Origin of the sequence: Faecalibacterium sp. i21-0019-B1, from assembly GCF_042852915.1 — a bacterium.
Lineage (GTDB): Bacteria > Bacillota > Clostridia > Oscillospirales > Ruminococcaceae > Faecalibacterium > Faecalibacterium taiwanense.
This window is the reverse complement of the sequence record NZ_AP031425.1, coordinates 3,006,294-3,029,029: the sequence shown is the minus strand read 5'-3', so window position 1 is coordinate 3,029,029 and position 22,736 is coordinate 3,006,294. Positions and strand designations below refer to the sequence as shown.

Below are 22,736 nucleotides of genomic sequence, written 5' to 3'. Positions count from 1 at the left end.
ACACCCATGATCGACAAACAGCGTCTGGAAGCAAAATGTTCCACATGGAACATCACTCTCACCGGCACCCAGCTGGACCAGCTGGATGCCTTTGCCGAAATTCTGGTGGACTACAACCAGAAGGTCAACCTGACCGCTATCACCGACCCCGAGGGGATCGAGGATAAGCACTTCCTCGACAGCCTGCTGTTTGCCAGCCAGCCGGAAGTGGCGGGCCGCATGGTGGATGTGGGCGCAGGCGCAGGCTTCCCGGGCATCGTGACCAAAATCTACAAGCCGGAACTGGAGTTGACCCTGATGGAGCCCACCGGCAAGCGGGTGGAGTTTTTGAAGTACGCCTGTGCCCAGCTGGGTTTGACCGGCGTGGAGTTTGCAAAGGAGCGCGCCGAGGAAGCCGCCCGCAAGGCGTGGCGTGAACAGTTTGATCTGGCATCTGCCCGGGCTGTGGCTGCGCTGCCCATGCTGGCCGAATACTGCCTGCCGCTGGTAAAGGTAGGGGGAAACTTCCTTGCCATGAAGGGCTCTTCCGGTGAGGAAGAACTGGCCGCAGCGCGCGGTGCCATCAAAAAGCTGGGCGGCGAGTACAAAGAGACCCGCACTCTGCACCTTCCGGGCGGCGACACCCGCACCCTGATCCTGTGCAAAAAGATTTCGCAGACTCCGACAGCCTACCCCAGAAACGGCGGAAAAATTGCGAAAAGCCCGTTGAAATAACGAAATATCGATAGAATTTTGTAAAACCCTGCCGAACGAAACTTCTGGCAGGGTTTTTATTTGTGTGATACACTGTGCCTGAAGCCTGAGTTTTCCACGCTTTCCCGGGAAAATGTGAAAAACAAAACCCATCCACCACGCGAAAGGAGCCGTGTATCCATGTTTGAACGCAAAAAGCAGGCGGGCAAGATTTATTTCCTGCCCATCGATCAGATCAGGCCGTCACCGTTTCAGGCACGGCGGGAGTTCAGCGAGCAGGAGCTGGCTGCGCTGGCCCAGAGCATCCGAGAAAATGGTCTGCTGCAGCCCATCTCGGTGCGAAAAGTGTCGGATGGAGGCTACGAACTGGTAGCCGGGGAGCGGCGGCTCCGTGCCTGCCGCCTTGCTAAAATGAACACCATCCCTGCCATCCTCTGTGATTACGACGATGAGCGCACCGCCGCGCTCGGTCTGCTGGAAAACATCCAGCGGGCCGATTTGAACCCCTTTGAGCAGGCGCAGGGCTTAAAGGATGTGATGGTGCTGTGGGACTGCACCCAGGCCGAGGCCGCCAAACGTCTGGGCATGGCGCAGCCTACCCTTGCCAATAAACTGCGGCTTTTGCAGCTGAACGCCGATCAGCGGCAGTTCGTGCTGGACAACAACCTCACGGAGCGCCATGCCCGGGCGGTGCTGCGTTTGCCGGAGAACCGCCGCAGTGAAGCATTGATCAACATTGCCAAGCGCCGCATGAACGCCCGCCAGACTGACCTCTACATTGAACAGCTGCTCAACACCCCCGCAAAAGGCAGGCACCGCATCTCGATGGTCAAGGATGTGCGTATTTTTGTGAACACCATCGACCATGCCATCCGTCTGATGACCGATAATGGTGTGCCCGCCACTGCCCACCGGGAGGAGAAGGATGGGTATATCGAATATACGGTGCGCATCCCAACCACCGCCGCCGAACGGTAAAATTGTTCCATGTGGAACAGGGGACGAACTCCCTCAGTCAAAACCTGACGGTTTTTCCAGCTCCCTCGGAGAGGGAGCCTCTGGCGTGCCGGAAACTTTGCAATTTATCCGGCAGCTTTCCCGCCATGTCAAGGGCCCCATCCCAGAGGGGGCTGGCATCGAGCAAAGCGAGATGACTGGGGGAGTTTCTCACGGCGTGAACCCTCTCCGTCACCTGCGGTGACACCTCTCCCAAAGGGAGAGGCTCTGGCGAAACCGCAAGCTTTGCGGTTTGCCCGGAAACTTTGCCGTTATGCCAAGGGCTCTCCCTTTGGGAGAGCTGGCAAGCCCGACAGGGCTTGACTGAGAGGGCTAGCCAGCTTCCCGGCGCGCATTCCAAATCGTTGATTCGGCTCCCAAAACCGTGCAGTTTTTGATTTTCCCACCTCTAAAAGTTAAAAATCCAGCGGAAAAACGCTTCAGATGGTTCAAAAACCGATTTGGATGTGCTATACTAGGTGTTAAGGTGCCTGTATGGACGGGAAACCGGCGGGCATGACTGCGAATGTTCCACATGGAACAATTAAATTTTCCCGGAAGGAAGAATTGTGCGTGGCAAAAATTGTAGCAATTGCGAACCAGAAGGGCGGCGTTGGCAAAACCACCACCGCCGTCAACCTGTCGTCCTGCGTTGCGGCGCTGGGCAAGCGGGTGCTCATCGTAGACCTTGATCCGCAGGGCAATACCACCACCGGCTACGGCATCCCGAAGCGCAGCGTGGAAAAGGGAACCTACGAGATCCTGATCGGTGAAGCGCGGGCCTCCGAGGCCATCCGTAAGACCGAGTACCGCACCGATGTCATCGGCTCCAACACCCGTCTGGCCGGTGCCAGTCTGGAAATGATCGACCTGCCCGCTCGTGAGAGCCGCCTGCGCAAGGCGCTGGCCGAGGTGCAGAAGGACTATGACTTCATCTTTATCGATTGTCCGCCCAGTCTGGACCTGCTCACCCTGAACGGCCTGAGTGCCTGCGACAGCGTTCTCATTCCGGTGCAGTGTGAGTATTACGCGCTGGAGGGTCTTTCGGAGCTGATCAGCACCTTAAAGACCATTCGCAAAAAGTACAATCCGTATCTGGATATCGAGGGCGTGGTGTTCACCATGTTCTCGCTGCGGTATAACCTGACCGTGCAGGTGGTGGAGCAGGTGCAGAAGTATTTCGGCTCCAAGGTGTACAAGACCACCATCCCGCGCTCCATCCGCATTTCGGAGGCGCCCAGCTACGGCCAGCCCATCAATTTCTATGAACCCAAGGGCAAGGGCAGCGAAGCGTACATGGATCTGGCAATCGAATTTGTCAAGAACAACCGCCCGCACGAGCCCAAAAAGGCCCGCCGCAAAAGTGCACCCGTCGCAGAGCAGACGAAAAATGCTCTGGAAGATTAAACCTCAGGGGGAACATGAATGGCAAGAGGAAAAGGAGGACTTGGCCGCGGGCTGGACAGTCTGTTTGAAGATGCCGCCCCGGTTTTTGAGTCCGGTGCAAAGGTAGACACCTTGCCCCTGCGTGAGATCGAACCGGACCCGGAACAGCCGCGCAAGACCTTTGACGAACAGGCGCTGGGCGAACTGGCGGCCAGCATTGCAGAGCATGGTCTGCTGCAGCCCATCGCGGTGCGTCCGCGCCCGCGCGGCGGCTACAGCATCGTGGCAGGTGAGCGCCGCTGGCGTGCCTGCCGCATGGCAGGGCTGAACGATGTGCCGGTGGTCATTAAGGAAGTCAGCGACGAGCAGGCCATGGAGCTGGCTCTGGTGGAAAATCTGCAGCGCGAGGATCTGGACCCGGTGGAAGAAGCAACCGGCATCCGGGAGCTGATGACCCGCTGCGGCCTGACGCAGGAGCAGGCGGCACAGAAGCTGGGCAAGAGCCGCAGCGCACTGGCCAACAGCCTGCGCCTGCTGAACCTGCCGGAAAACGTGCTGGAACTGCTGAAAAGCGGCTTTATCAATATCGGCCACGCAAAGGTGATCCTGAGCCTGCCCACGCCGGAGCTGCAGGAGCAGGCGGCGCAGATCATCGCAGACAACCAGCTGAACGTGCGTCAAGCCGAGGCGCTGTGCAAAAAGCTGGCAAAGCCCGCAAAGGAGCCCAGAGAACCCAAGCCGCGGGGCATTCTGCCGGTGGAGGTGGAAGAAAGCCTCAAGCAGGTGCTGGGCAGCGAGGTGAACGTGGCCTACCACGACGGCAAGGGCAGGCTGACCGTGCATTTCTATTCCGATGAACAGCTGCGGGCCTTTGCCAACCTGCTGGGACAGTACCAGAACGAAGAATAAAGCGATCCAAGGCGGGCGACCGTCTTTGAACGGCACAGGGGAGGGGATCTTCTGTGCGAACCGAAATAGAGCAAGGAGAGTCAATCATGCTTGATATCAAATTTGTCCGTGAAAACCCGGACGCTGTCAAGGAAAACATCAAGAAGAAGTTTCAGGATGCAAAGCTCCCGCTGGTGGACGAGGTCATCGAGAAGGATGCCAAGTACCGCGCATGCCTGAAGGAAGTGGAAGCCCTCAAGGCTGCCCGCAACAAGCTGAGCAAGGCCAACGGCCCCCTGTTCGGCCAGCTGAAGAAGTGCACCGATGAGGCACAGAAGGCTGAGCTGCAGGCTCAGATCGATGCCAACAATGCCGCCGTCAAGGCCGACGCCGACAAGATGGCTGAGCTGGAAAAGGAAGAAGAGACCCTGTCCGCACGCATTCAGGAGATCATGTACACCATTCCGCAGATGATCGATCCCAGCGTGCCCATCGGCCCGGATGATACCTACAACGTGGAAGCACAGCGCTTTGGTGAGCCTGTGGTGCCCGATTTCCCCATTCCGTACCACACCGAGATCATGGAGAGCTTCGACGGCATCGATATGGACGCTGCAGGCCGCGTGGCCGGCAACGGTTTCTACTATCTGCTGGGCAACATCGCCCGCCTGCACGAGGCTGTGCTGGCCTATGCCCGCGACTTTATGATCAACAAGGGCTTCACCTATGTGATCCCTCCCTTCATGATGCACGGCAACGTGGTGCAGGGTGTCATGTCCTTCCCGGAAATGGATGCTATGATGTACAAGATCGAGGGTGAGGACCTGTACCTGATCGGCACCAGCGAGCACACCATGATCGGCCGCTTCATCGACCAGACTCTGGACGAGGCCACTCTGCCCCTGACCCTGACCTCCTACAGCCCCTGCTTCCGCAAGGAAAAGGGCGCTCACGGCATCGAGGAGCGCGGCATTTACCGCATCCATCAGTTCGAGAAGCAGGAAATGATCGTGGTCTGCCGCCCCGACGAGAGCGCTGACTGGTACGAGAAGCTGTGGAAGAACTCTGTGGAGCTGTTCCGCAGCATGGAGATCCCGGTGCGTCAGCTGAACTGCTGCTCCGGCGACCTGGCCGACCTGAAGGTGAAGAGCTGCGATATCGAAGCATGGAGCCCCCGCCAGCAGAAGTACTTCGAGGTCTGCTCCTGCTCCAACCTGGGCGATGCACAGGCACGCCGCCTGCACATCCGCGTGAAGGGCAAGGACGGCAAGACCTATCTGGCCCACACCCTGAACAACACCTGCGTGGCACCTCCGCGTATGCTGATCGCCTTCCTGGAGAACCATCTGCAGGCCGACGGCACCGTGACCATCCCCGAAGTGCTGCAGCCGTATATGGGCGGCCTGAAGGTCATGGTCCCCACCCACAAGAAGGGCTGAAGAATTGACCGGCTTTTCCACAAGGCTCGGATAAATGGTTGAAAAATCCCGCTTTCTATTCAATGGAAAGCGGGATTTTTACGTATCTCCGTTTGTATTTTGGACGACACGAAAAAATATGATTTTTTTAAAAATATGTGTTGACAAAAGGGGTATCTGTGGGTATAATAATAGAGCACTGTTCAAGTGCACAAACAATATGTGGCGGTATAGCTCAGTTGGCTAGAGCATTCGGTTCATACCCGAAGTGTCACCGGTTCAAATCCAGTTACCGCTACCACTTTTACAGAGTTTCGCTAAGGTTAGGGGGACGGTCGTCTGCAGTAGTGGACGATGGAAGTCGGAGGTTTTAGCGAAGCTCTGTATTTCTAAGGCCCGTTGGTCAAGCGGTTAAGACACGGCCCTTTCACGGCTGTAACATGGGTTCGATTCCCGTACGGGTCATAAAAACGCCTTTGCGCATTGCGCAAGGGCGTTTTTAATTTGACCCGTACGGGAATCGAACAGCACGGCCCTGCGCAGCAGGGTAAGCAATCAGCCCAGTGGGCTGTTGCTTAGTGCGCGGGTCCCAACGACTAGGAACGTCTAATGTGGTAGCTGTTTCATGCAACCCGTACGAGGAATCGAAGGAACACGGCCGCCCGCAGGCGGCAAAAAAGAGCCCAGTGGGCTCTTTTTTAGTGCTCCGGGTTGCGGCTCCCAGCATCCGCGCGTGCCTTGGGCGGCACTTGCGTCTTGCTGGCCGCTGCCCCAACAACTCCTCCCTGCATCGGCCACTGGCCGCGGTCGTCGTTGTTGCAAGTCCCATCCTGTAGGAATGTCTAATGTGGTAGCTGCCGCTGCATTCGCTCGGGGGATTTTTAATTTGACCCGTACGGGAATTGCAGCTGAGCTGACCGCCGCCAGCGAGCAAAGACTTCCCCCGGTCGGGGGAAGATGTCGCATAGCGACAAAAAGGGGAGTACAGGGAAGCGAAGCTGGAGCCGTGGTCAGCGGAATGCGAACGCCGCTCCAAGCTGGGCTTTGCGCTGCGCACCATCCGCGAGGATGAGGACGCTGCCGCCGCCATCGGCATCAACCCCACCAAGTACAAGGTGATCGCGGTCGTCATTTCGGCCATCATTGCCGGTCTGGTCGGCTTCTTCTACGTCAGCTACATCCGCTACATCGACCCCGATATTATGATCCAGTCCAAGTCCACTGAGATCGTGCTGCCGGCAGTCGTGGGCGGCGCTGCCTACATCGAAGGCCCGCTGATCGGCGGCCTCATCATGATCCCGCTGAGCGAGCTGCTGCGTGCAAACTTTGCCGCCATCCTGCCCGGCATCAACATGCTGATGTATGCCATCGTGCTGATCGTGGTCATCCGCTTCCGTCCGTCCGGTATTCTGGGCTGGTACATGAACTCGAAGGTCAAGACCTTCATCGATGAAAAGATCCTCAAAAAGCCGTCTCTGGACGTGCTGGAAGAGTATGAGCTGATGGCAGACAAGGGAGGGAAGTAATCATGGCAGAAAAGCCTATTATTGAAGTCCAGAGCCTGACCAAGCGGTTCAAGGGTCTGACCGCCGTGCATGATGTTTCTTTCTCGGTGGAGAAAGGCTCCATCACCGGCATGATCGGCCCCAACGGTGCTGGTAAATCCACCACCTTCAACATGATCTGCGGCTACTACCCGCCCACCGAAGGCAAGATCTTCTACAATGGTGAGGACATCACCAACAAAAAGGCGTATGAGTACACCAACATGAAGATCGCCCGCACCTTCCAGATCATGAAACCTCTGAAGAACCTGAGCGTTCTGGATAACGTCACCGCCGCCGCCTACTTCGGCCACGCCGGTGCAAAGAGCGAAAAAGAGGCCAAGGAGCGCGCCATGGAGGTGCTGCACTTCACCGGCCTGTACGAAAAGCGTCATGTGATCTCCAAGGACATGGGCACGCCGGACCAGAAGCGTCTGGAGATGGCCCGCGCTCTGGCCACCAAGCCCGAAGTGCTGTTTCTGGACGAGAACATGGCAGGCTTGAACCCGGCTGAGACCGAAGAGGCCATCCAGCTGATCCGCAAGATCAACGAGTCCGGTGTCACCATCCTGCTCATCGAGCACATCATGAAGGCGGTCGTGAGCCTGTGCGAGAAGGTCATCGTCCTTCACCACGGCGAAAAGATCGCTGAGGGCACGCCCGAGCAGGTCATGAACGATCCTTACGTCATGGAGGTGTACCTGGGCACCAAAAAGGAGGGCGCAAGTGCTTAAAGTTGAAGGTCTGAACGCCGGTTACGGCTCTGTGAACATCCTGTGGGACATCGGCTTTGAGGTGAAGGATGGCGAGATCGTTGCCATCCTTGGCTCCAACGGTGCCGGTAAGACCACCATGGTGCGCACCATCACAGGCATGGTCAAGGCCAGCTCCGGCAAGGTGGAGTTCAACGGGGAGGACCTCTCCGGCAAAAGCTCCCGCGTTATTCTGGACAGCGGCATCGTGCAGGTGCCGGAAGGCCGTCAGCTCTTTACCGAGATGACCGTGCTGGAAAATCTGGAGCTGGGTGCATTCAATAAGGAGACCAAGGCGCATTTTGCAGAAAATCTGGAAAAGTGCTATAACTGGTTCCCCAAGCTGCGCGAGCGCGCAAAGCAGGCTGCCGGCACCCTGTCCGGCGGCGAGCAGCAGATGGTGGCCGTGGCCCGTGCGCTGATCGGTATGCCCAAGCTGCTGATCCTGGACGAGCCCAGTCTGGGCCTTGCCCCCAACATCGTGGACGACATTCTGGAAGTGGCCAAGACCATGGTGAAGAATGACGGCATCTCGGTGCTGCTGGTGGAGCAGGATATCACCAAAGCCCTTGCAGCGGCTGACCGCGGCTATGTTATTGAGAATGGCCGCGTGGCACTGGAAGGCACCGCCGCCGAGCTTTCGGCAAACGAGCACGTCAAGAAGGCGTACCTCGGCATCTGATTTTGGAAACTGGATGTCCGGCGGGCACTACTTCACACGGTGCGGCGGGGCATCTCGGATTAACAAGCTGTTTTTTACAAACAGAATGGAGGACAATTATGAAAAAGATCTCTCGTAGAAGCTTCCTGAAGGCATCCGCTGTTCTGGGCAGCGCAGCTGCTCTGACCGCCTGCGGCGGCTCTTCCGCTTCCACCAGCACTGCAGCATCTACCAGCACCGCAGCATCCGGCAGCACTGCAGCAGCCAGCGGTGATACCATCAAGATCGGCACCATCTACGCAATGTCCGGCGGCAACGCAGCCATCGGCGAGAACATCCTGCGCGGCATCGATTTTGCAGTGGACGAGATCAACAAGGCAGGCGGCGTGAACGGTCAGATGCTGGAAGTTGTCCGCGGTGACCACGCAGGCGACGCAGCCACCGGTAAGTCTGAGGCAGAGCGCCTGATCACCCAGGAAGGTGTCAACGTCATCATGGGCTGCCATATGTCCGTTGTTACCGAGGTCGTGGCTCAGGTCTGCCAGCAGTACGGCATCCCCATGATCACCGCTATCTCCACGCTGGACCGTCTGACCGACGAGGACCACAAGGACTACGATTACTTCTTCCGTCTGTGCCCGCTGAACTCCGTCTACGTGGAAGATATGCTGAAGTATCTGCAGGACTCCAAGGAGCAGACCGGCAACGAGATCAAGAAGGTCGCCATCTTCACCGATAAGGCTGCCATCGGTCAGGAGCTGATCCGCTGCGTCAACCTGTTCGCACCCGATTACGGTCTGGATGTTGTGGCCGAAGTGGACTACAGCTCCAACGCTACCGACCTGTCCTCTCAGGTCCTGGCCCTGAAGCAGGCTGATCCCGATGCCATTCTGTGCGACTCTTACATCGGCGACGCTACTCTGTTCGTCCAGACCCTGAAGGAGCAGAACTACAAGCCCAAGATGATCGTTGCCAAGGCAAACGGCTTCACCGATCCTTCCTTCATCCCGAACCTGGGCGCATCCGCAAACGGCGTGGCTTCTGTTGTCGAGTTCAACCCCGACCTGACCAACGGCGTGGAGATCAACGAGGACTTCAAGAAGGTCTACAATGTCAACATGAACGGCCACTCTGCTGAGTCCTACACCGTTGTGTGGCTGTTCAAGACCGCCATCGAGAAGGCTGGCTCCACCGACGGTGCTGCCGTCCGCGACGCTCTGGCAGAGCTGTCCATCGACGGTGCATTCGAGGGCGGCCGCAAGATCGTTCTGCCCTACTCCAAGATCGAGTTCGCTCCCGAGTACGAGATCGGCGGCGCAAAGCACTACCGTGACAACACCTACGCTTCTGTTGCAATCGCACAGGTGCAGGATCAGGAGTGGAAGACTGTCTGGCCCTTCGAGTTCGCTTCCTCCAAGATCCAGGAAGTCACTCTGGGCTGATAAAGTTACCCCAAAGAACACAGCAGGCGAGCCGCCCAATGGGCGGCTCGCCTTTTTGCGCATTGTTTCCTGTGCAGAGCGTATTCGAGTAGGGCAGGCTGATGATGTAAGCTCCACCCCAAAAAGCTGGAGATTCCCGCCTGTTCGGCGTGAAGATCTCTTAACCTCTTTTTGGGGTTCCGCCAATCAGAAGTCGCTGCGCGACGGCCGCAGGCCGACAGCAGCAGATGCCGCTTCCCGCCACGACCCTACCCCGTGAAAAAGCAGCTCAGAAAAATCCGCAGATTTTTCTGAGCTGCAAATAAAAATAAATTTTCCGCTAAACATGCCCAGAGTAAAACGGAGGGCATTCTAAATCGTCAACCCTTCTGGATATAGGTAAAAATATCCTCCGGTACCGCTGCCAGTGCATCCGCACCGGCAGCGGTCAGTTCTGCGCGGCCCCGGAAGCCCCACAGCGCGCCCATGGCGGGCAGCCCGGCATTGTGTCCGGTGAGGATGTCTACATCGCTGTCGCCCACAAAAAGGGTGGCAGAGCGGTCTGCACCGATCTCGTCCATCAGCGCATACAGCCCGGCGGGGTCCGGTTTGGTGGGCACGCCGGGCCTGTTGCCGCGCACAGCGGCAAAGCGGCCTGTGCCGAAATAGTGGGCGATGATCTTGCCGCAGAGCGGGTCGGCCTTGTTGGAGAACACTGCGCACTGAACACCCTGTGCCCGCAGCTCGTCCAGCAGCTCCGGGATGCCGGGATAGGGGGCCGTCTTGTCCTCCTTGTGGGCGTCGTACCGGGCGGTGAACTCGGCCAGCGTGGCCGCCAGCTGCTCCGGCGTGCGGGCATTTTCCGGCGAGAAGCGCTCCACCAGCTTCGGGATGCCGTTGCCCACCATGTGCTTGAACTGTTCCACCGTAAAGGTGGGCCAGCCGTGTTGTGCACACACCCAGTTGCCTGCATCGGCAAGGTCGTCGATGGTGTTCAGAAGGGTGCCGTCCAGATCGAATAATACAGTTTTTATCACAGAAAAAGACTCCTTACAGTTTCAGAAAAGCAAAAAAGGCAATTCGCTGCACTTTACGCTGCGCACCCTGCACTTCACCCCGCCCGGAAAGGTGAGGGTGAGGTTCGTGCGGTGCACCGCCGCGGCCCATGGCGACTGCAGGGCCGTCAGGGCCGGAACAGGGCAGAGCACGCAGATGTCGTGCAGATGGAAGCCGTGCTGCCAGCGCAGGGTCAGGCGGCCGTTTTGCAGCCAGATGCCCTCTTTGCGCCAGCCGTTGTACGCACCCACCAGCAGGGCGGCAAACACAGCAGTGACCACCAGCAGCGGCACCGTAAGCGCAGGCAGGGTGTAGCGGGATACCGCTGTCAGCAGCAGGCACAGCCCGCAGGGGATGCCGGCAGGCAGAAAAAACGCCGGGATGCTGCGGCCTGCGGTGTCCACCGGGGCTTTTGGCGGCAGGGCAAAGCCGGGCAGCAGCTCCTGTAGAAAAGGGCCGTCCTCCCGCCAGACCAGCAACGGGATCTCCGGCTGGCAGCTGCCTGCTGTAACGAACACCGGGCAGCTGCCCAGCGCCCATGTGGCAGGCGAGCGGCGCAGGTCCGCATAGCTCAGATGTTCCAGCGCAAGGCGTATCTCATACCGGTGCACAAAGCCGCCCCTGCTGCCAAGGTGACTCTCGGTGCGCCACACGGTATAATGGGCCGCATGGGCCGCACTGCGCGCAAGGCTTGCGCAGAACAGCACGCCGCCCAGCACCAGCAGCCATGCTGTGCCCATGGGCAGCCAACGCGCCGCCCACGCCGCAATGCGGTTCAGGTGGGCAAAGGCCGCCGTCTGGGCATCCGGCGCATAGGGCCTGCTCTGTTTGATGGCCAGCGCCAGCAAAGCAAGGGTGGAAAGGCCGTTGGCACCCAGCACCGCAAAGGCCAGCTTTTCGCCGCCGCGCGGGGTGTGGGCCACAGCATCCCGGCGCGGCATCATGCGGTCAGCTAAAAACTGTGCGTTCTGCGCGCTCAAAAGCAGGGTCAGGGTGCGCTTCTGCCCGGCAGGGTACAGCACCACCCGGCTGGCACCGGCCAGCCGGTAGAGCAGGGGCCGCTCGATGGTGAGCGCTGCCAGCTGGCTGGCTTTCAGGCAGCGGTCCAGCCGCACGCCCAGCCGCCAGCGCACCCGCAGGGTTCCCTGTGCATCCACCCGCCAGCGGCCTGCGTGCAGCACGGCGGCGCTCACAGCGGCAAGCACTGTCAGCAGCGCCGCGCCCTGCACCAGAGCCGTACGCAGCGCCGCCCAGTTGCGGGCAAACAGCACCTGTAAAAGCGGCAGCAGATACAGCAGGATGGTCTTGCGCAGAAAATGCAGCACCGCAAATGGGTGGAAGCCGCGTTCGGTCATGGCGTTTCCTCCATCAGCACAGCGGCAAGGGCCTGCGCCTGCAGGGCATCCACGCCCGGCAGGAACAGCTGTACGCCCGGGCCGTGCACCACCAGCACGCTGCACCCGGCCAGCCACAGAAGCGGCGTGCGCAGGGTCCACACGCCAGTCACGGCCCGGCGGGGAAGCTGCCGTGTGATGGGAACGGCGATACCGGCCCGCACGGCAGTGTTCCGGGCGGTGAGCACTGCGGTAAAGCTGCAGGCTCTTGCCCACGCGGCGAACACAAGGCACGCCCACAGGGCACAGAAAATACACCCGGCAAACAGGCTCTGCCAGAACACAAAAGGCGCGCAGAACACGCCGGGAACAGCGGCCCAGACGCACAGCACGGCCCGGCCCTTGGGCGGGATGATCAGCGCCGTGCGCAGCAGGTCACGTTCGGTCATTTGCCGGAAAGGCCCCAGGCATCCATCAGCAGGTGCAGGGTGTCATCCTGCGTCAGGCATAGGATGCGGTCCCACGGCAGTAAGGTGGTATTGCCGTGGGGGATGATGAACTCCGCATCGCGGGTGATGCACACCAGAATGACGTCGCCCGGCATGGGGATGTCCTTGACCGCCTGCCCTGCAAACTTGAAGTTCTCCGGCAGCAAAATTTCGTTCAGGCTGGCAGTGCCGCCGCCCAGCGAGAGCAGCTGGCGGATGGTATCCGTCTCGATCTCGCGCTCAAGGATGTGGCTCAGGTTGTCGGTGCCGCACACTACGGTGTCCACGCCTAAGGTGTGCAGCAGCTCCCGGTTCTTGGGGTTGGAGGCCCGGGCCACAGTGCGGTTCACGCCAAACTCCCGCTTTGCGATCTGGCAGGCCACAAGGTTGTTCTCGTCCGCACCGGTCACGGCCACAAAGGCATCGCAGCTGGCAACGTCGGCCGTGCGCATGGTGTCAAAGCTGATGGCATCGCCGCAGATCACCGGGATATCCAGCGAATCGGCCAGCGAACGGCACAGCATTTCCTGCGGTTCAATGATGGTCACTTTGTGGCGGTGGGCCAGCAGGCTCTGGGCCAGATACATGCCCACCTTGCCGCCGCCTGCGATACAAACTTTCATATGCTTCCCTCACTTTTTACTTTGCCAGTGCGCGGAACACCGATTGCTCGGTGAGCACCGTGGGGCAGATGGTGTCGATCTCGTAAGCCTTGTGGTACAGCACCTGCAGGTGCGGGTCGGACACGCGGCAGATCACCTTCTCACGGCGGAAGATGCTTTTTGCGATCTGTGCCGCCATCAGGTTTACCGAGTCGTCCTCGCTCACAGCGGCCACGGCATCGCAGCTGTCAATGCCGCCCTGCCGCAGGGTATCCGGGTCGGTGGGGTCGCCCACCAGAGCCGTGCCGCCAAAGCTGTAGTCGTCAAAGGCATCCAGACGCTTGAGCTGTTCGGGATCCTTTTCGATCAGCGAGATATCATGGCCGATGCGTTCCAGATCGCGGATGAGGGAAGCACCCACCTGGTCGCAGCCGATCACCAGAATATTCATATAGATTCACCTCGTTGTAGAATGGTTCAACAAAAATACCAAGGGTGTTTAAACTCTGTTTTGATTTGCGGATAAAATAGAAGGAAAAGGGTCTTTGCATCAGTATAACACATTTCCCAGCGCAGTAACAGCCTGCAGGGCAAAAGTGGCGGCGGGTGTAAAAATTTTCGCATTCTGCGTGCGTGCAGAGACATAGTATGGTATACTGGAAGAAAATAAGCTGCTGTGCCTTTGTGCACAAGGAGGGGTACTTACGTTTTTTGAGATCATCAAAGCCATCCTGATGGGCATTGTGGAGGGCATTACCGAGTGGCTTCCCATTTCGTCCACCGGTCATATGATCCTGCTGGAACAGATCATCAAATTCAACGCAAGCGAAGAGTTCATGTCCATGTTCCGTGTGGTCATCCAGCTGGGTGCCATCATGGCCGTGGTGGTGCTGTTCTGGGGCAAGCTGTGGCCCTTTGGCATGAAGCAGGGCAGAGTCATTTCCAAGCCCAGCGTGTGGAGCCTGTGGTTCAAGGTGGTAGCGGCCACGATCCCGGTGCTCATCATCAGCCCGCTGGACGACTGGATGGAAGCTCACTTCTACAATTACATCACGGTTGCCGCGATGCTCATTCTGTATGGCGCGCTGTTCTTTGTTGTGGAGAACCGCCGCGCCGCGCCGCACGTGAGCCGGCTGGAGCAGATCACCTACCGCGATGCCATCATCATTGGCCTGTGGCAGTGTCTGGCCATCATTCCGGGCACCTCCCGCTCCGGTGCCACCATCGTGGGCGGCCTGCTGCTGGGCCTGTCCCGCGCCTGTGTGGCAGAGTTCACCTTCTATCTGGCCATCCCGGTCATGGCGGGCGCATCCCTGCTCAAGGTGGTCAAGTTCGTTGTCGGCGGTTCTGTGATGACCGGCACCGAGGTGGCTGTGCTGGCAGTGGGCTGTGTGGTGGCCTTTGGCATGAGCCTTGCCGCCATCCGCTTCCTGATGGATTACGTCAAGCGCCACGATTTCAAGTTCTTTGGTGCCTACCGCATCGTGTTGGGCATCATCGTGCTGGCAGTGGCGGCTGCGACGGCAATCTTCTGATTTGGAATGCTTCCCGCACAGAGCGCATTCGTGTGGGGCGGGCTTCATGCCTTTTGCAAGATGCATCGCCGCCGGGGATGTTCTCTTTTGCGTGCCAAAAGAGAACCAGAAAAGCACCCGCTACTTTCGAGGCGCGGGAGGCACGAACTAGGGGCTGCTCGCCCCTAGTGACCCCAAAGCTGTTGGGCTCCATACAAAAAATCCAAGCCGCTCCGCTAAAGGATTTTTTGTGTTCCGCCGATTTTGAGTCGCTTGCGCGACGAGCCGTGCGGATAAGCTTGTGCATTTTCTGCTGCGCGAACGCTCCCGCAGGGAGCCAGCGCTGCAAGATGCCGCTGCCCGCTACGACTCTTTCCCGTGAAAATTGAAAGCCGGAAATCCGCAGATTTCCGGCTTTCTTTCGTTAGGAAATGATAGTTCCACTAAATATGGCCAGAGCATCAGCGGAGGCCATTTTGATCGTGGGACGTGGAGGGTGTGCCCGCCGCCCTTTACGACAGCACTTTTTCTTTGCAAAAAGATGTGCTATACTACAAAACAAGAGAATATGCGGCAGCGTGCCGCGCAAACAAAATGGAGGAAACTGCTATGGAAGCATCCAAGGTCTATTATACAGATTTCCGCTGTCCTGTGGGCACCAGCCTGCTGGACAAGCTGCGCCGCGTGTGCATCGCCGCCGGGATCAAGGATATTGATATGGATGGCAAATTCGTTGCCATCAAGATGCATTTCGGTGAGCTGGGCAATCTGGCATTCCTGCGCCCCAACTACGCCAAGGTGGTGGCCGACCTGTGCAAGGAGCAGGGCGGTCTGCCGTTCCTGACCGACTGCAACACCCTGTATCCGGGCAGCCGCAAGAACGCACTGGAGCACCTCACCTGTGCCCAGCTGAACGGCTTCTGGCCCATGACCACCGGCTGTCAGGTCATCATTGCGGACGGCCTGCGCGGCACCGATGAAGCAGAGGTGCCGGTGCCGAACGGCGAATACTGCAAGACGGCAAAGATCGGCCGTGCCATCATGGACGCAGATATCTTTATCAGCCTGACCCATTTCAAGGGCCACGAATCCACCGGCTTCGGCGGTACTCTCAAGAACATCGGCATGGGCTGCGGCTCCCGCGCGGGCAAGATGATACAGCACGCCGCCGGACACCCGGAGGTGCAGCAGAGTCTGTGCCGTGGCTGCCACCGCTGCGCGAAGGAGTGCGGCTCCGATGCCATCACCTACGATGCAAACAACAAGGCCGTCATTGATCAGACCAAGTGCAAGGGCTGCGGCCGCTGCATCGGTGCCTGCAACTTTGACGCTATCTATTCCCAGTGCGACAGCGCCAATGAGATGCTGGACCGCAAAATGGCCGAGTACGCGGCTGCCGTATGCGCAGGCCGTCCCTGCTTCCATGTTTCTCTGGTGCAGGACATCAGCCCCAACTGCGACTGCCACTGCGAGAACGATGCTCCCATCCTGCCGGATATCGGCATCTTTGCGTCCTTTGACCCGGTGGCGCTGGATCAGGCCTGCGCGGACGCCTGCCTGAATGCACAGCCGCTGCCGAACAGCCAGCTGGGCCAGAACCTTGCAAAGCCCGGCTGGAACTGCCACCACGACAACTTCAAGGATTCCAACCCCAATATCGAGTGGAAGGCCACGCTGGAGCAGGCCGAAAAGATCGGCATGGGCACCCGCCAGTATGTGCTGAAGAAGGTATAAAAACAGAACCCTCTCAGTCTGCTCCCTTTGGTCGCAGCCAGCTCCCCCGAAGGGGGAGCTCTATTGCAGCAGACCGAAAGATACATAAAAGCTCCCCCTTCGGGGGAGCTGGCAAAGCCGTCAGGCTTTGACTGAGAGGGTCTGATCTTTCTCCGGCACCCATAAAAAACAAAGCACCGGGCGGTCGCAAGACCGCCCGGTGCTGTTGTATCCGAAGCGTTTATGACGGATCATTCTTCCCCGGCTGCGGGCACGCAGTCGTCCAGCACGGTCTGCAGGGCCTGCCAGTTCTTCAGGGTGCAGCCGGGCAGGGTGTCCGGGTCAAGGCCGGCATCCTCAATGCGGCCAGCCATGCTGTCCTTGTCGCTCAAAAGGCTCAGCGCGTCCGGCTCGATCATCGTCCAGGCCTCGGCAAAGCTTTCCTGCTCATCAGCGTCCAGCGTGTCGTACCAGCTGTAGAAAGCTTCCTGCACGGCTTCCGGGGTGCGGGAGGCAAGGCGGGCGTTTTCTGCCCACTGCAGCAGGGATGCCGCTGCGATCACCGATTTGAGCGAGCAGCCGGAAACACCCGGCCCCCAGCCCAGACAAGGCTCAAAGGCGGCAGCGGTGCCGGTGATGGAGAAGATGGAGTTCTCGTCAAAATCGCCGGGGTTCAGGCCGGAGGTGTCGGCCCGGGTGGTGGAATCAGGCAGGTCTTCGCCGGAAGCAGCGGAGCTTGCAGAACTGCTGGCAGAGCTTGGCGCTTCGGAACTGCTGGCGGTTGAGCCGCCGCAGCCTGTCAGAATGCTGCAGGCCAGCGCTGCGCAGAGCAGCAGCGAGAGGATGCGGGTATATCTCAATTTCATAGTGGTGTCCTCCTTGAGCGGTGCCGCAGCCGGGCCGCAGCACTTCAAAACGATACACCCTAAGTATACGTTCTGCCGCGGCGGTTGTCAATCGGACAGCGCAGAACGAATTTCAAGCGGGAAATATGCACTCTGCACAAAGAAGAAACGCATTTTTGGGAACTTTGCATTCTTGACATTTTTTGCAAAAATCGGTTGACTACAAGTATAGTATCTGCCCACGTCAGTCGGAAAGGAGGGAAACGCCCATGAAGCACCGCATCACAGCCGCATTGGAGCGGTTCTCCCGCGCAATGCTGGCACCGCTGAGCTATCTTTCGGCGGCGGGCCTGCTGCTGGTGGTGGGCGCACTGCTTACCAGTGCGCCGCTGGCCGGGGTGCTGCCCTTTTTGCGGTGGGAGCCGGTGCAGCTGGCGGGCAGGATCATTTACAAATGCCTCACGGCGGTCATTTCAAATCTGAGCGTGCTGTTCTGCACCGGTCTTGCGGCGGCGCTGGCAAAGCGGGAAAAGCATCAGGCGGCGTTCATCGCCCTGATGAGCTATCTTGTCTACCTGACAGCGGGCAATGTAACGCTGACCGAGTTGGGCCTGCTGGCGCAGCCGGATGCGCTTACCGGCCTGTACAGCGCAGGCCAGACCATGGTGCTGGGCATTCAGACTGTGGACACCGGCGTGTTCGGCGGCATTCTGCTGGGCCTGCTCACCGCCTTTGTGTATGATTGCACCTGCGAAAAAGCCCACCGCGGCATTCTGGGCGGTGTGTTCTCCGGTGTGCGGTGGTCCTTTGCCTGCGTGGCGGCACTGGCGGCGGTGCTGGGCTCTGGGGCCTGCTTTGTCTGGCCGCCTATCCAGAAGGCCATTGCGGCCGTCACCGGCTTCATTGCCGCTTCCGGCAATATCGGGTTGTTTTTATACGGCTTTCTGGAACGGCTGCTCATCCCTACAGGGCTGCATCATCTGGTGTATATGCCGTTCCAGTTCTCGCAGCTGGGCGGTCAGCTTATGGTGGGCAGCGTCACCTATACCGGTGCCTATGTGGTCATGATGACCGAATATAACCTCGGCCTGCCGTTTTCGGATGGCATCGTGTGGATGTACACCGGCTTTACCAAGACCTTCGGCTACTTTGGCATTGCGGCGGCATTCATCTTCTGTGCCCGGCGGGGCAGCCGCAAAAAGACTGCCCTTCAGCTGCTGCCGCTGGCCTTTACGGCATCGCTGGCTTCCATTACGGAGCCGCTGGATTTTCTGTTCTGCTTCTCGGCACCGGTTTTGTGGCTGGCGCACGCAGCCATCTCCGGCAGCTTCATCGTGCTGCTGCACCTGTGCGGAGTCACGGCGTTTACCTCGAACCTTCTGGGGTCGCTTGTGATGAACCTTTCCGCTGGTGCGGCCCGCACGAACTACCCGGTGCTGTATCTGCTGGGCCTTGCCCAGATCGCGGTGTATTTTGTGGTGTTCACTGTGCTCATCAAGGCGCTGGACCTGCCTACACCGGGCCGCCGCCCGGAAGAGCCGTCCCGGCCGGAAAAGGCCCTGCCGCTGGACGAGCAGGGAGTAGAAAAGCTCATTGCAGCCTTTGGCGGGCGGGAGAACATCCGCACGGTAGACAACTGCTTTACCCGCCTGCGTGTCACGGTGAACGACCCGGCCTTCGTCAAGGAGCAGGCCCTGAAAGCCCTGCCCTGCAGCGGTGTGGTGCAAAGCGGCTGCGATGTGCAGATCGTGTACGGCATCCGTGCGCCGGAGGTGCGGCAGGCGGTGGAGCGGCGGCTTGGCCGGGTGGTCTGTTGACCTTTGGCGGACGGGCAACTATAATAGGGAAAAAGCGGCTTCCCGCGCAGAGCGAAAGGATTTTTTGTGTTCCACCGATTTATAGTCGCTGCGCGACGGCAATAAGCCGACAGCAACAACATGCCGTTTCCCGTTACGACCCTTCCCGTGAAAAAGTAACTCCGAAACGACCGCAGTCGTTTCGGAGTTACAAATTTAAAAATAATATTTCCGCTGATATTGCCAAAGCGAACGCGTCGGCAATTTTAAATCGTCCAGCGGTTGAAAGGACCCCCAATGCAAAACCAAGCACATTGTGATAAATCGGAGATAATACCGCCAACCGGCCGCTTTGCCCCCAGCCCCAGCGGGCGGCTGCATTTTGGCAATCTGGCCTGCAGCCTGCTGGCGTGGCTCAGCGCAAAAAGTCAGGGCGGGCGTATCGTGCTGCGCATTGAGGATCTGGATGCCGAGCGCTGCCCGCGCATCTATGCTGACCTGCTGGAACAGGATCTGGACTGGCTGGGCCTTGCGTGGGACGAGGGCGGCAGCACCGGTGGGCCGAACGGCCCCTATTACCAGAGTGAGTGCGCGGAGATCTACACCGCAAGCTACAAAAAGCTGGAAGAGCGCGGCCTTGTGTACCCGTGTTTTTGCTCCCGCGCCCAGCTGCACGCGGCCAGCGCGCCCCATACCTCGGACGGCAACGTGGTCTATCCGGGCACCTGCCGCGGCCTGACCGCTGCCGAAATTGAGGAAAAACGCAAAAAGAAGGCCCCTGCCTATCGTCTGATGGTGCCGGACGAGGACATCACATTTGTGGATGGCTGCATGGGCCCGCACACCGAAAATCTTTTGCACGACTGCGGTGACTTCTACCTGCGCCGGGCGGATGGCGTGTTCGCCTATCAGTTGGCCGTGGTGGTGGACGATGCCCGCATGGGCGTTACCGAAGTGGTGCGCGGTGCAGACCTGCTTTCGTCCACGGCACGGCAGCTGTATTTGTACCGCCTGCTGGGCCTGCAGGCACCGGGGTTTGCCCACTGCCCGCTGCTGCTGGCCTCGAATGGGCGGCGGCTCTCCAAGCGCGATGGCGACCAGAGTCTGGAAAACCTGCGGGAAAAGTATACCGCGCAGGAGATCGTGGGCAAGCTTGCCTACGCCTACGGCCTGCAGCCGGAGCCTGCGCCCCGCACACCGGAAAGCCTGATCAAAGACTTTTCCTGGGCAAAGGTGCCAAAGCAGGATGTCTGCCTGCCGGAGAATCTGTTCTGAACAAAAAAAGAAATGCGCTGTCCCCCGATGACAGCGCATTTCTTTTTTATAGAGATTCAGATGCGGCGCATCTGCGGCAGATTGTTGGTGTCCATCATACGGCTGAACGCGGTATCCAGTGCCAGCGCCAGCAAAGCGCCAAGCGCTGCATCGATGCAGCTGTGCTGCTTGAGCAGCATGGTGGAGCATACAATGGAGATGCACAGCACATCAGCGGCCAGGCGCATCCAGCGGAACCGGGGCTGCTCAAAAATGCGGCAGCGGTGATAGGCCAGCATCAGCGTGACCGAGTTGAACACATGGATGGACGGGCAGACATTGATGGGTGTGTCGGTGCTGTACAGGAACCGCACCGCACGGGCGAAGATGTCTGTGCCCGGCACATAGCAGGGGCGCAGATTCAGCCCGGTGGGCAGGATCACGTAGCAGGCCAGCGCAATGGTCATACCGCTGAACAGCGGCATACACAGCCGCCAGAAGTCCTCCCGGGGTGCCTTCCACAGAAGGAAGAACAGGGTGAACGGGATCCACGGAAACCATGCAAAATAGGGGATGACCGCATATTTGCAGAAGGGAATCAGATCGTCCAGCCGGCAGTGCACGAGGATGTGCGGCATATGGATCTGGGTGTTCAGGAAATTGAATGCGGAAAGATAAAGTATGAGATACAGCGCCATGAAGCAAAGCGGATGGCGCGAAAACCAACTGCGTTTCATTGAAAAAGCCTCCTTTTTGCAGAAGTGAAAGCTCTTAGCACTGTGAAATTATACGCCGGGAATGTGACAAAAACAAGAATGAAAGCAGACAACATTGCTGAAAAACAAATAAATTATTTGTGCGTATTGCGTAAAAAAGAGCCTGCCTTCGCGGCAGGCTCTTATAAAATGCAGAGGAAAGATTCAGATGACCTGCTGTTCCAGCCACTTGCCGCGCACGAAGCGTACAAAGAAGCACAGGGAGCGGAACGCCCAGTCCAGATACATGCCCATCCAGATGGCCAGCAGGCCGCCGTGGAAGGCCAGCACACACAGGTAGCAGAAGCCCACCCGGAAGGCCCACATGGACACGATGCTCACGGTCATGGTAAAGCGGGCATCGCCTGCCGCACGCAGGATGTTGGGCATGGTAAAGCTGGAAGGCCAGATGAACAGCGAAACGATGTTGAACCACACCATCACTTCCAGCGCCATGGCGTAGGCTTCCGGCGAGAGGCTGAACAGGCCCAGTGCAAATTTGTTGGCAAACAGGAAGGCCGAAAGGTTCATGAACCATGCGCCGCAGTAGGCAAACAGCATCAGGCGGCGGGAGTAATACACGGCCTGATCTTTTTCGCCTGCGCCAAGGCACTGGCCCACCACGGTCAGCGCAGCCATGCCCACGGCGTTGGCCGGGATGTTCAAAAAGGTGGTGGTGGTGTTTGCCACGGCGTTGGCCGCAATGGCGGCGGTGCCCAGAGTGGAGGTCAGGCTGGAAACGGACAGCTTGCCGATCTGGAACATGCCGTTTTCAATACCGGCCGGGATGCCCACCCGCAGGATCTGCTGGATGAGCCGTGCCTTCGGGGCAAGGGCCTGCAGGCCGTCCACCCGCAGCGGGCAGGCGGGCCGCTGCAGCAGGTACAGCACAGCCACGCAGGCAATGGCGCGGGACACAAGGCTGGCCAGTGCGGCACCCATCACGCCCATTTTGAAGCCGTAGATCAGCACGGCGTTGCCGCCAATGTTCACCACATTCATTACAAGGCTGGACATCATGCTGATCTTGCTGTTGCCCTGCGCCCGGAACAGGGCCGCACCGGCGTTGTACAGGCCGATGAACGGGTAGCTCAGGGCCGAGAGCAGGAAGTAGGTCTCGGCATAGCGCATCACGTCCACGTCGATGGAGCCGAAGATGCCGCGCAGGATGGCATGGCGGCCCGCCACCACAACGGCGGCCACCAGCAGGCTGAAGCTGGACAGGATGAACAGGATCTGCGCCGCTGCATTCTTGGCATCCTTTGGCTCCTGCCGGCCGATGTACTGGCTGGTGACCACCGCGCCGCCGGTGGCAAGGGCGCTCATGATCTGAATCATCAGGGTGTTGAAGCTGTCCACAAGGCTCACGCCGGAAACAGCGGCTTCCCCCACCGAGGAGACCATCAGCGTGTCGGCCAGACCGATGGTCACGCTGAGCGCCTGCTCTGCGATCAGCGGCAGCAGCAGGGCAATGAGCTGCTGCCGGGTGAACAGCGGCGGCTTATGGAACGCGGGCGTTTTGGTTGCTGTCATAGGTTCCTCCGTAACGGTGACAAGATACACTTGGATACATGATCTATATCATACAGCGGAACGCGCAGAATTACAAGAGAAAATCTT

At 59.1% G+C, this 22,736-nt stretch carries 21 protein-coding genes and 2 tRNA genes; 15 read left to right on the top strand and 8 right to left on the bottom strand.

From position 1 onward, the window contains the following. Positions 1-6: 6 nt before the first annotated feature. From rsmG to ACGHP1_RS14950, 11 genes are all read left to right on the top strand, one after another. On the top strand, positions 7-714 hold the full coding sequence (gene rsmG / locus ACGHP1_RS15000) for a 16S rRNA (guanine(527)-N(7))-methyltransferase RsmG (protein ID WP_097781056.1): 708 nt from the start codon (positions 7-9) through the stop codon (positions 712-714). Positions 715-873: 159 nt separating this feature from the next. Further along, positions 874-1,671 (top strand): ParB/RepB/Spo0J family partition protein, encoded by a 798-nt coding sequence (locus tag ACGHP1_RS14995; protein WP_390509793.1) that lies wholly within the window; start codon positions 874-876, stop codon positions 1,669-1,671. Between the two features lie 591 nt (positions 1,672-2,262). After that, the gene (locus ACGHP1_RS14990) at positions 2,263-3,096 is read left to right on the top strand and encodes a ParA family protein (RefSeq protein ID WP_044953183.1); all 834 of its coding nucleotides are present in this window, start codon (positions 2,263-2,265) and stop codon (positions 3,094-3,096) included. A gap of 18 nt (positions 3,097-3,114) precedes the next feature. After that, on the top strand, positions 3,115-3,984 hold the full coding sequence (locus tag ACGHP1_RS14985) for a ParB/RepB/Spo0J family partition protein (RefSeq protein WP_390509792.1): 870 nt from the start codon (positions 3,115-3,117) through the stop codon (positions 3,982-3,984). 86 nt (positions 3,985-4,070) lie between these two features. After that, a complete protein-coding gene (gene serS, locus ACGHP1_RS14980) occupies positions 4,071-5,402 on the top strand; it encodes a serine--tRNA ligase (protein WP_005937144.1) in 1,332 nt (443 codons plus the stop codon). 203 nt (positions 5,403-5,605) lie between these two features. Further along, positions 5,606-5,682, top strand: a tRNA-Met gene (locus ACGHP1_RS14975). A 92-nt stretch (positions 5,683-5,774) separates the two neighbouring features. Further along, positions 5,775-5,846 (top strand) — tRNA-Glu (locus ACGHP1_RS14970). Positions 5,847-6,379: 533 nt separating this feature from the next. Continuing rightward, positions 6,380-6,907 (top strand): branched-chain amino acid ABC transporter permease, encoded by a 528-nt coding sequence (locus ACGHP1_RS14965; RefSeq protein ID WP_390509821.1) that lies wholly within the window; start codon positions 6,380-6,382, stop codon positions 6,905-6,907. A gap of 2 nt (positions 6,908-6,909) precedes the next feature. Beyond that, positions 6,910-7,659, top strand: a complete 750-nt coding sequence (locus tag ACGHP1_RS14960) for an ABC transporter ATP-binding protein (protein WP_390509791.1) — start codon at positions 6,910-6,912, stop codon at positions 7,657-7,659. Beyond that, the gene (locus tag ACGHP1_RS14955; protein ID WP_005937160.1) at positions 7,652-8,359 is read left to right on the top strand and encodes an ABC transporter ATP-binding protein; all 708 of its coding nucleotides are present in this window, start codon (positions 7,652-7,654) and stop codon (positions 8,357-8,359) included. The genes ACGHP1_RS14960 and ACGHP1_RS14955 overlap by 8 nt, the downstream gene beginning before the upstream one ends. Positions 8,360-8,457: 98 nt before the next feature. Next, a complete protein-coding gene (locus ACGHP1_RS14950; RefSeq protein ID WP_097774088.1) occupies positions 8,458-9,780 on the top strand; it encodes an ABC transporter substrate-binding protein in 1,323 nt (440 codons plus the stop codon). A gap of 359 nt (positions 9,781-10,139) precedes the next feature. On the opposite strand, the gene ACGHP1_RS14945 is transcribed toward ACGHP1_RS14950, so the two are convergent. From ACGHP1_RS14945 to ACGHP1_RS14925, 5 genes are read right to left on the bottom strand one after another with little or no spacing between them, the layout of a single operon-like run. After that, on the bottom strand, positions 10,140-10,796 hold the full coding sequence (locus ACGHP1_RS14945; RefSeq protein WP_291227769.1) for an HAD family hydrolase: 657 nt from the start codon (positions 10,794-10,796) through the stop codon (positions 10,140-10,142). Between the two features lie 21 nt (positions 10,797-10,817). Next, complete coding sequence (locus ACGHP1_RS14940; RefSeq protein WP_390509790.1) at positions 10,818-12,170, bottom strand: PH domain-containing protein; 1,353 nt, start codon at positions 12,168-12,170, stop codon at positions 10,818-10,820. Continuing rightward, a complete protein-coding gene (locus ACGHP1_RS14935; RefSeq protein ID WP_097774085.1) occupies positions 12,167-12,598 on the bottom strand; it encodes a hypothetical protein in 432 nt (143 codons plus the stop codon). The genes ACGHP1_RS14940 and ACGHP1_RS14935 overlap by 4 nt, the downstream gene beginning before the upstream one ends. Continuing rightward, positions 12,595-13,260 (bottom strand): TrkA family potassium uptake protein, encoded by a 666-nt coding sequence (locus ACGHP1_RS14930; protein WP_097774084.1) that lies wholly within the window; start codon positions 13,258-13,260, stop codon positions 12,595-12,597. The genes ACGHP1_RS14935 and ACGHP1_RS14930 overlap by 4 nt, the downstream gene beginning before the upstream one ends. Positions 13,261-13,276: 16 nt before the next feature. Further along, positions 13,277-13,690, bottom strand: coding sequence for a TrkA family potassium uptake protein (locus tag ACGHP1_RS14925; RefSeq protein WP_005937093.1), 414 nt, complete (start codon positions 13,688-13,690; stop codon positions 13,277-13,279). 223 nt (positions 13,691-13,913) lie between these two features. On the opposite strand from ACGHP1_RS14925, the gene ACGHP1_RS14920 reads away from it, so the two are divergent. Together ACGHP1_RS14920 and ACGHP1_RS14915 are read left to right on the top strand one after the other, a co-directional pair. After that, positions 13,914-14,774 carry an undecaprenyl-diphosphate phosphatase gene (locus ACGHP1_RS14920; RefSeq protein WP_275539400.1) on the top strand — a complete coding sequence of 287 codons (861 nt, stop codon included), beginning with the start codon at positions 13,914-13,916 and terminating at the stop codon, positions 14,772-14,774. 588 nt (positions 14,775-15,362) lie between these two features. Next, entirely contained in the window at positions 15,363-16,487 is a 1,125-nt protein-coding gene (locus ACGHP1_RS14915; protein WP_097776767.1) for a DUF362 domain-containing protein, read from the top strand. 230 nt (positions 16,488-16,717) lie between these two features. Here ACGHP1_RS14915 and ACGHP1_RS14910 read toward each other — a convergent pair whose 3' ends face one another. Next, entirely contained in the window at positions 16,718-17,332 is a 615-nt protein-coding gene (locus ACGHP1_RS14910; protein WP_390509789.1) for a hypothetical protein, read from the bottom strand. 248 nt (positions 17,333-17,580) lie between these two features. Here ACGHP1_RS14910 and ACGHP1_RS14905 point away from each other — a divergent pair, with 248 nt between their 5' ends. Then, positions 17,581-19,128, top strand: a complete 1,548-nt coding sequence (locus ACGHP1_RS14905; protein WP_390509788.1) for a PTS transporter subunit EIIC — start codon at positions 17,581-17,583, stop codon at positions 19,126-19,128. Positions 19,129-19,404: 276 nt separating this feature from the next. Continuing rightward, positions 19,405-20,382, top strand: a complete 978-nt coding sequence (gene gluQRS, locus ACGHP1_RS14900) for a tRNA glutamyl-Q(34) synthetase GluQRS (RefSeq protein WP_390509787.1) — start codon at positions 19,405-19,407, stop codon at positions 20,380-20,382. A gap of 56 nt (positions 20,383-20,438) precedes the next feature. Here the strand turns inward: gluQRS and ACGHP1_RS14895 are convergent, their stop codons facing one another. Together ACGHP1_RS14895 and ACGHP1_RS14890 are read right to left on the bottom strand one after the other, a co-directional pair. Further along, the gene (locus ACGHP1_RS14895; RefSeq protein ID WP_390509786.1) at positions 20,439-21,098 is read right to left on the bottom strand and encodes a phosphatase PAP2 family protein; all 660 of its coding nucleotides are present in this window, start codon (positions 21,096-21,098) and stop codon (positions 20,439-20,441) included. A gap of 183 nt (positions 21,099-21,281) precedes the next feature. Further along, the gene (locus ACGHP1_RS14890) at positions 21,282-22,649 is read right to left on the bottom strand and encodes an MATE family efflux transporter (protein ID WP_120081266.1); all 1,368 of its coding nucleotides are present in this window, start codon (positions 22,647-22,649) and stop codon (positions 21,282-21,284) included. Positions 22,650-22,736: the final 87 nt, after the last annotated feature.

Bases quoted from the DNA above. Each gene is read 5' to 3' on its own strand.
- ACGHP1_RS14915 (WP_097776767.1), top strand. From the start codon at position 15,363: ATGGAAGCATCCAAGGTCTATTATACAGATTTCCGCTGTCCTGTGGGC.
- rsmG (WP_097781056.1), top strand. From the start codon at position 7: ATGATCGACAAACAGCGTCTGGAAGCAAAATGTTCCACATGGAACATC.
- ACGHP1_RS14950 (WP_097774088.1), top strand. From the start codon at position 8,458: ATGAAAAAGATCTCTCGTAGAAGCTTCCTGAAGGCATCCGCTGTTCTG.
- ACGHP1_RS14895 (WP_390509786.1), bottom strand. From the start codon at position 21,098: ATGAAACGCAGTTGGTTTTCGCGCCATCCGCTTTGCTTCATGGCGCTG.
- ACGHP1_RS14995 (WP_390509793.1), top strand. From the start codon at position 874: ATGTTTGAACGCAAAAAGCAGGCGGGCAAGATTTATTTCCTGCCCATC.
- ACGHP1_RS14905 (WP_390509788.1), top strand. From the start codon at position 17,581: ATGAAGCACCGCATCACAGCCGCATTGGAGCGGTTCTCCCGCGCAATG.
- ACGHP1_RS14985 (WP_390509792.1), top strand. From the start codon at position 3,115: ATGGCAAGAGGAAAAGGAGGACTTGGCCGCGGGCTGGACAGTCTGTTT.
- ACGHP1_RS14910 (WP_390509789.1), bottom strand. From the start codon at position 17,332: ATGAAATTGAGATATACCCGCATCCTCTCGCTGCTGCTCTGCGCAGCG.
- ACGHP1_RS14930 (WP_097774084.1), bottom strand. From the start codon at position 13,260: ATGAAAGTTTGTATCGCAGGCGGCGGCAAGGTGGGCATGTATCTGGCC.
- ACGHP1_RS14940 (WP_390509790.1), bottom strand. From the start codon at position 12,170: ATGACCGAACGCGGCTTCCACCCATTTGCGGTGCTGCATTTTCTGCGC.
- serS (WP_005937144.1), top strand. From the start codon at position 4,071: ATGCTTGATATCAAATTTGTCCGTGAAAACCCGGACGCTGTCAAGGAA.
- ACGHP1_RS14925 (WP_005937093.1), bottom strand. From the start codon at position 13,690: ATGAATATTCTGGTGATCGGCTGCGACCAGGTGGGTGCTTCCCTCATC.
- ACGHP1_RS14960 (WP_390509791.1), top strand. From the start codon at position 6,910: ATGGCAGAAAAGCCTATTATTGAAGTCCAGAGCCTGACCAAGCGGTTC.
- ACGHP1_RS14935 (WP_097774085.1), bottom strand. From the start codon at position 12,598: ATGACCGAACGTGACCTGCTGCGCACGGCGCTGATCATCCCGCCCAAG.
- gluQRS (WP_390509787.1), top strand. From the start codon at position 19,405: ATGCAAAACCAAGCACATTGTGATAAATCGGAGATAATACCGCCAACC.
- ACGHP1_RS14890 (WP_120081266.1), bottom strand. From the start codon at position 22,649: ATGACAGCAACCAAAACGCCCGCGTTCCATAAGCCGCCGCTGTTCACC.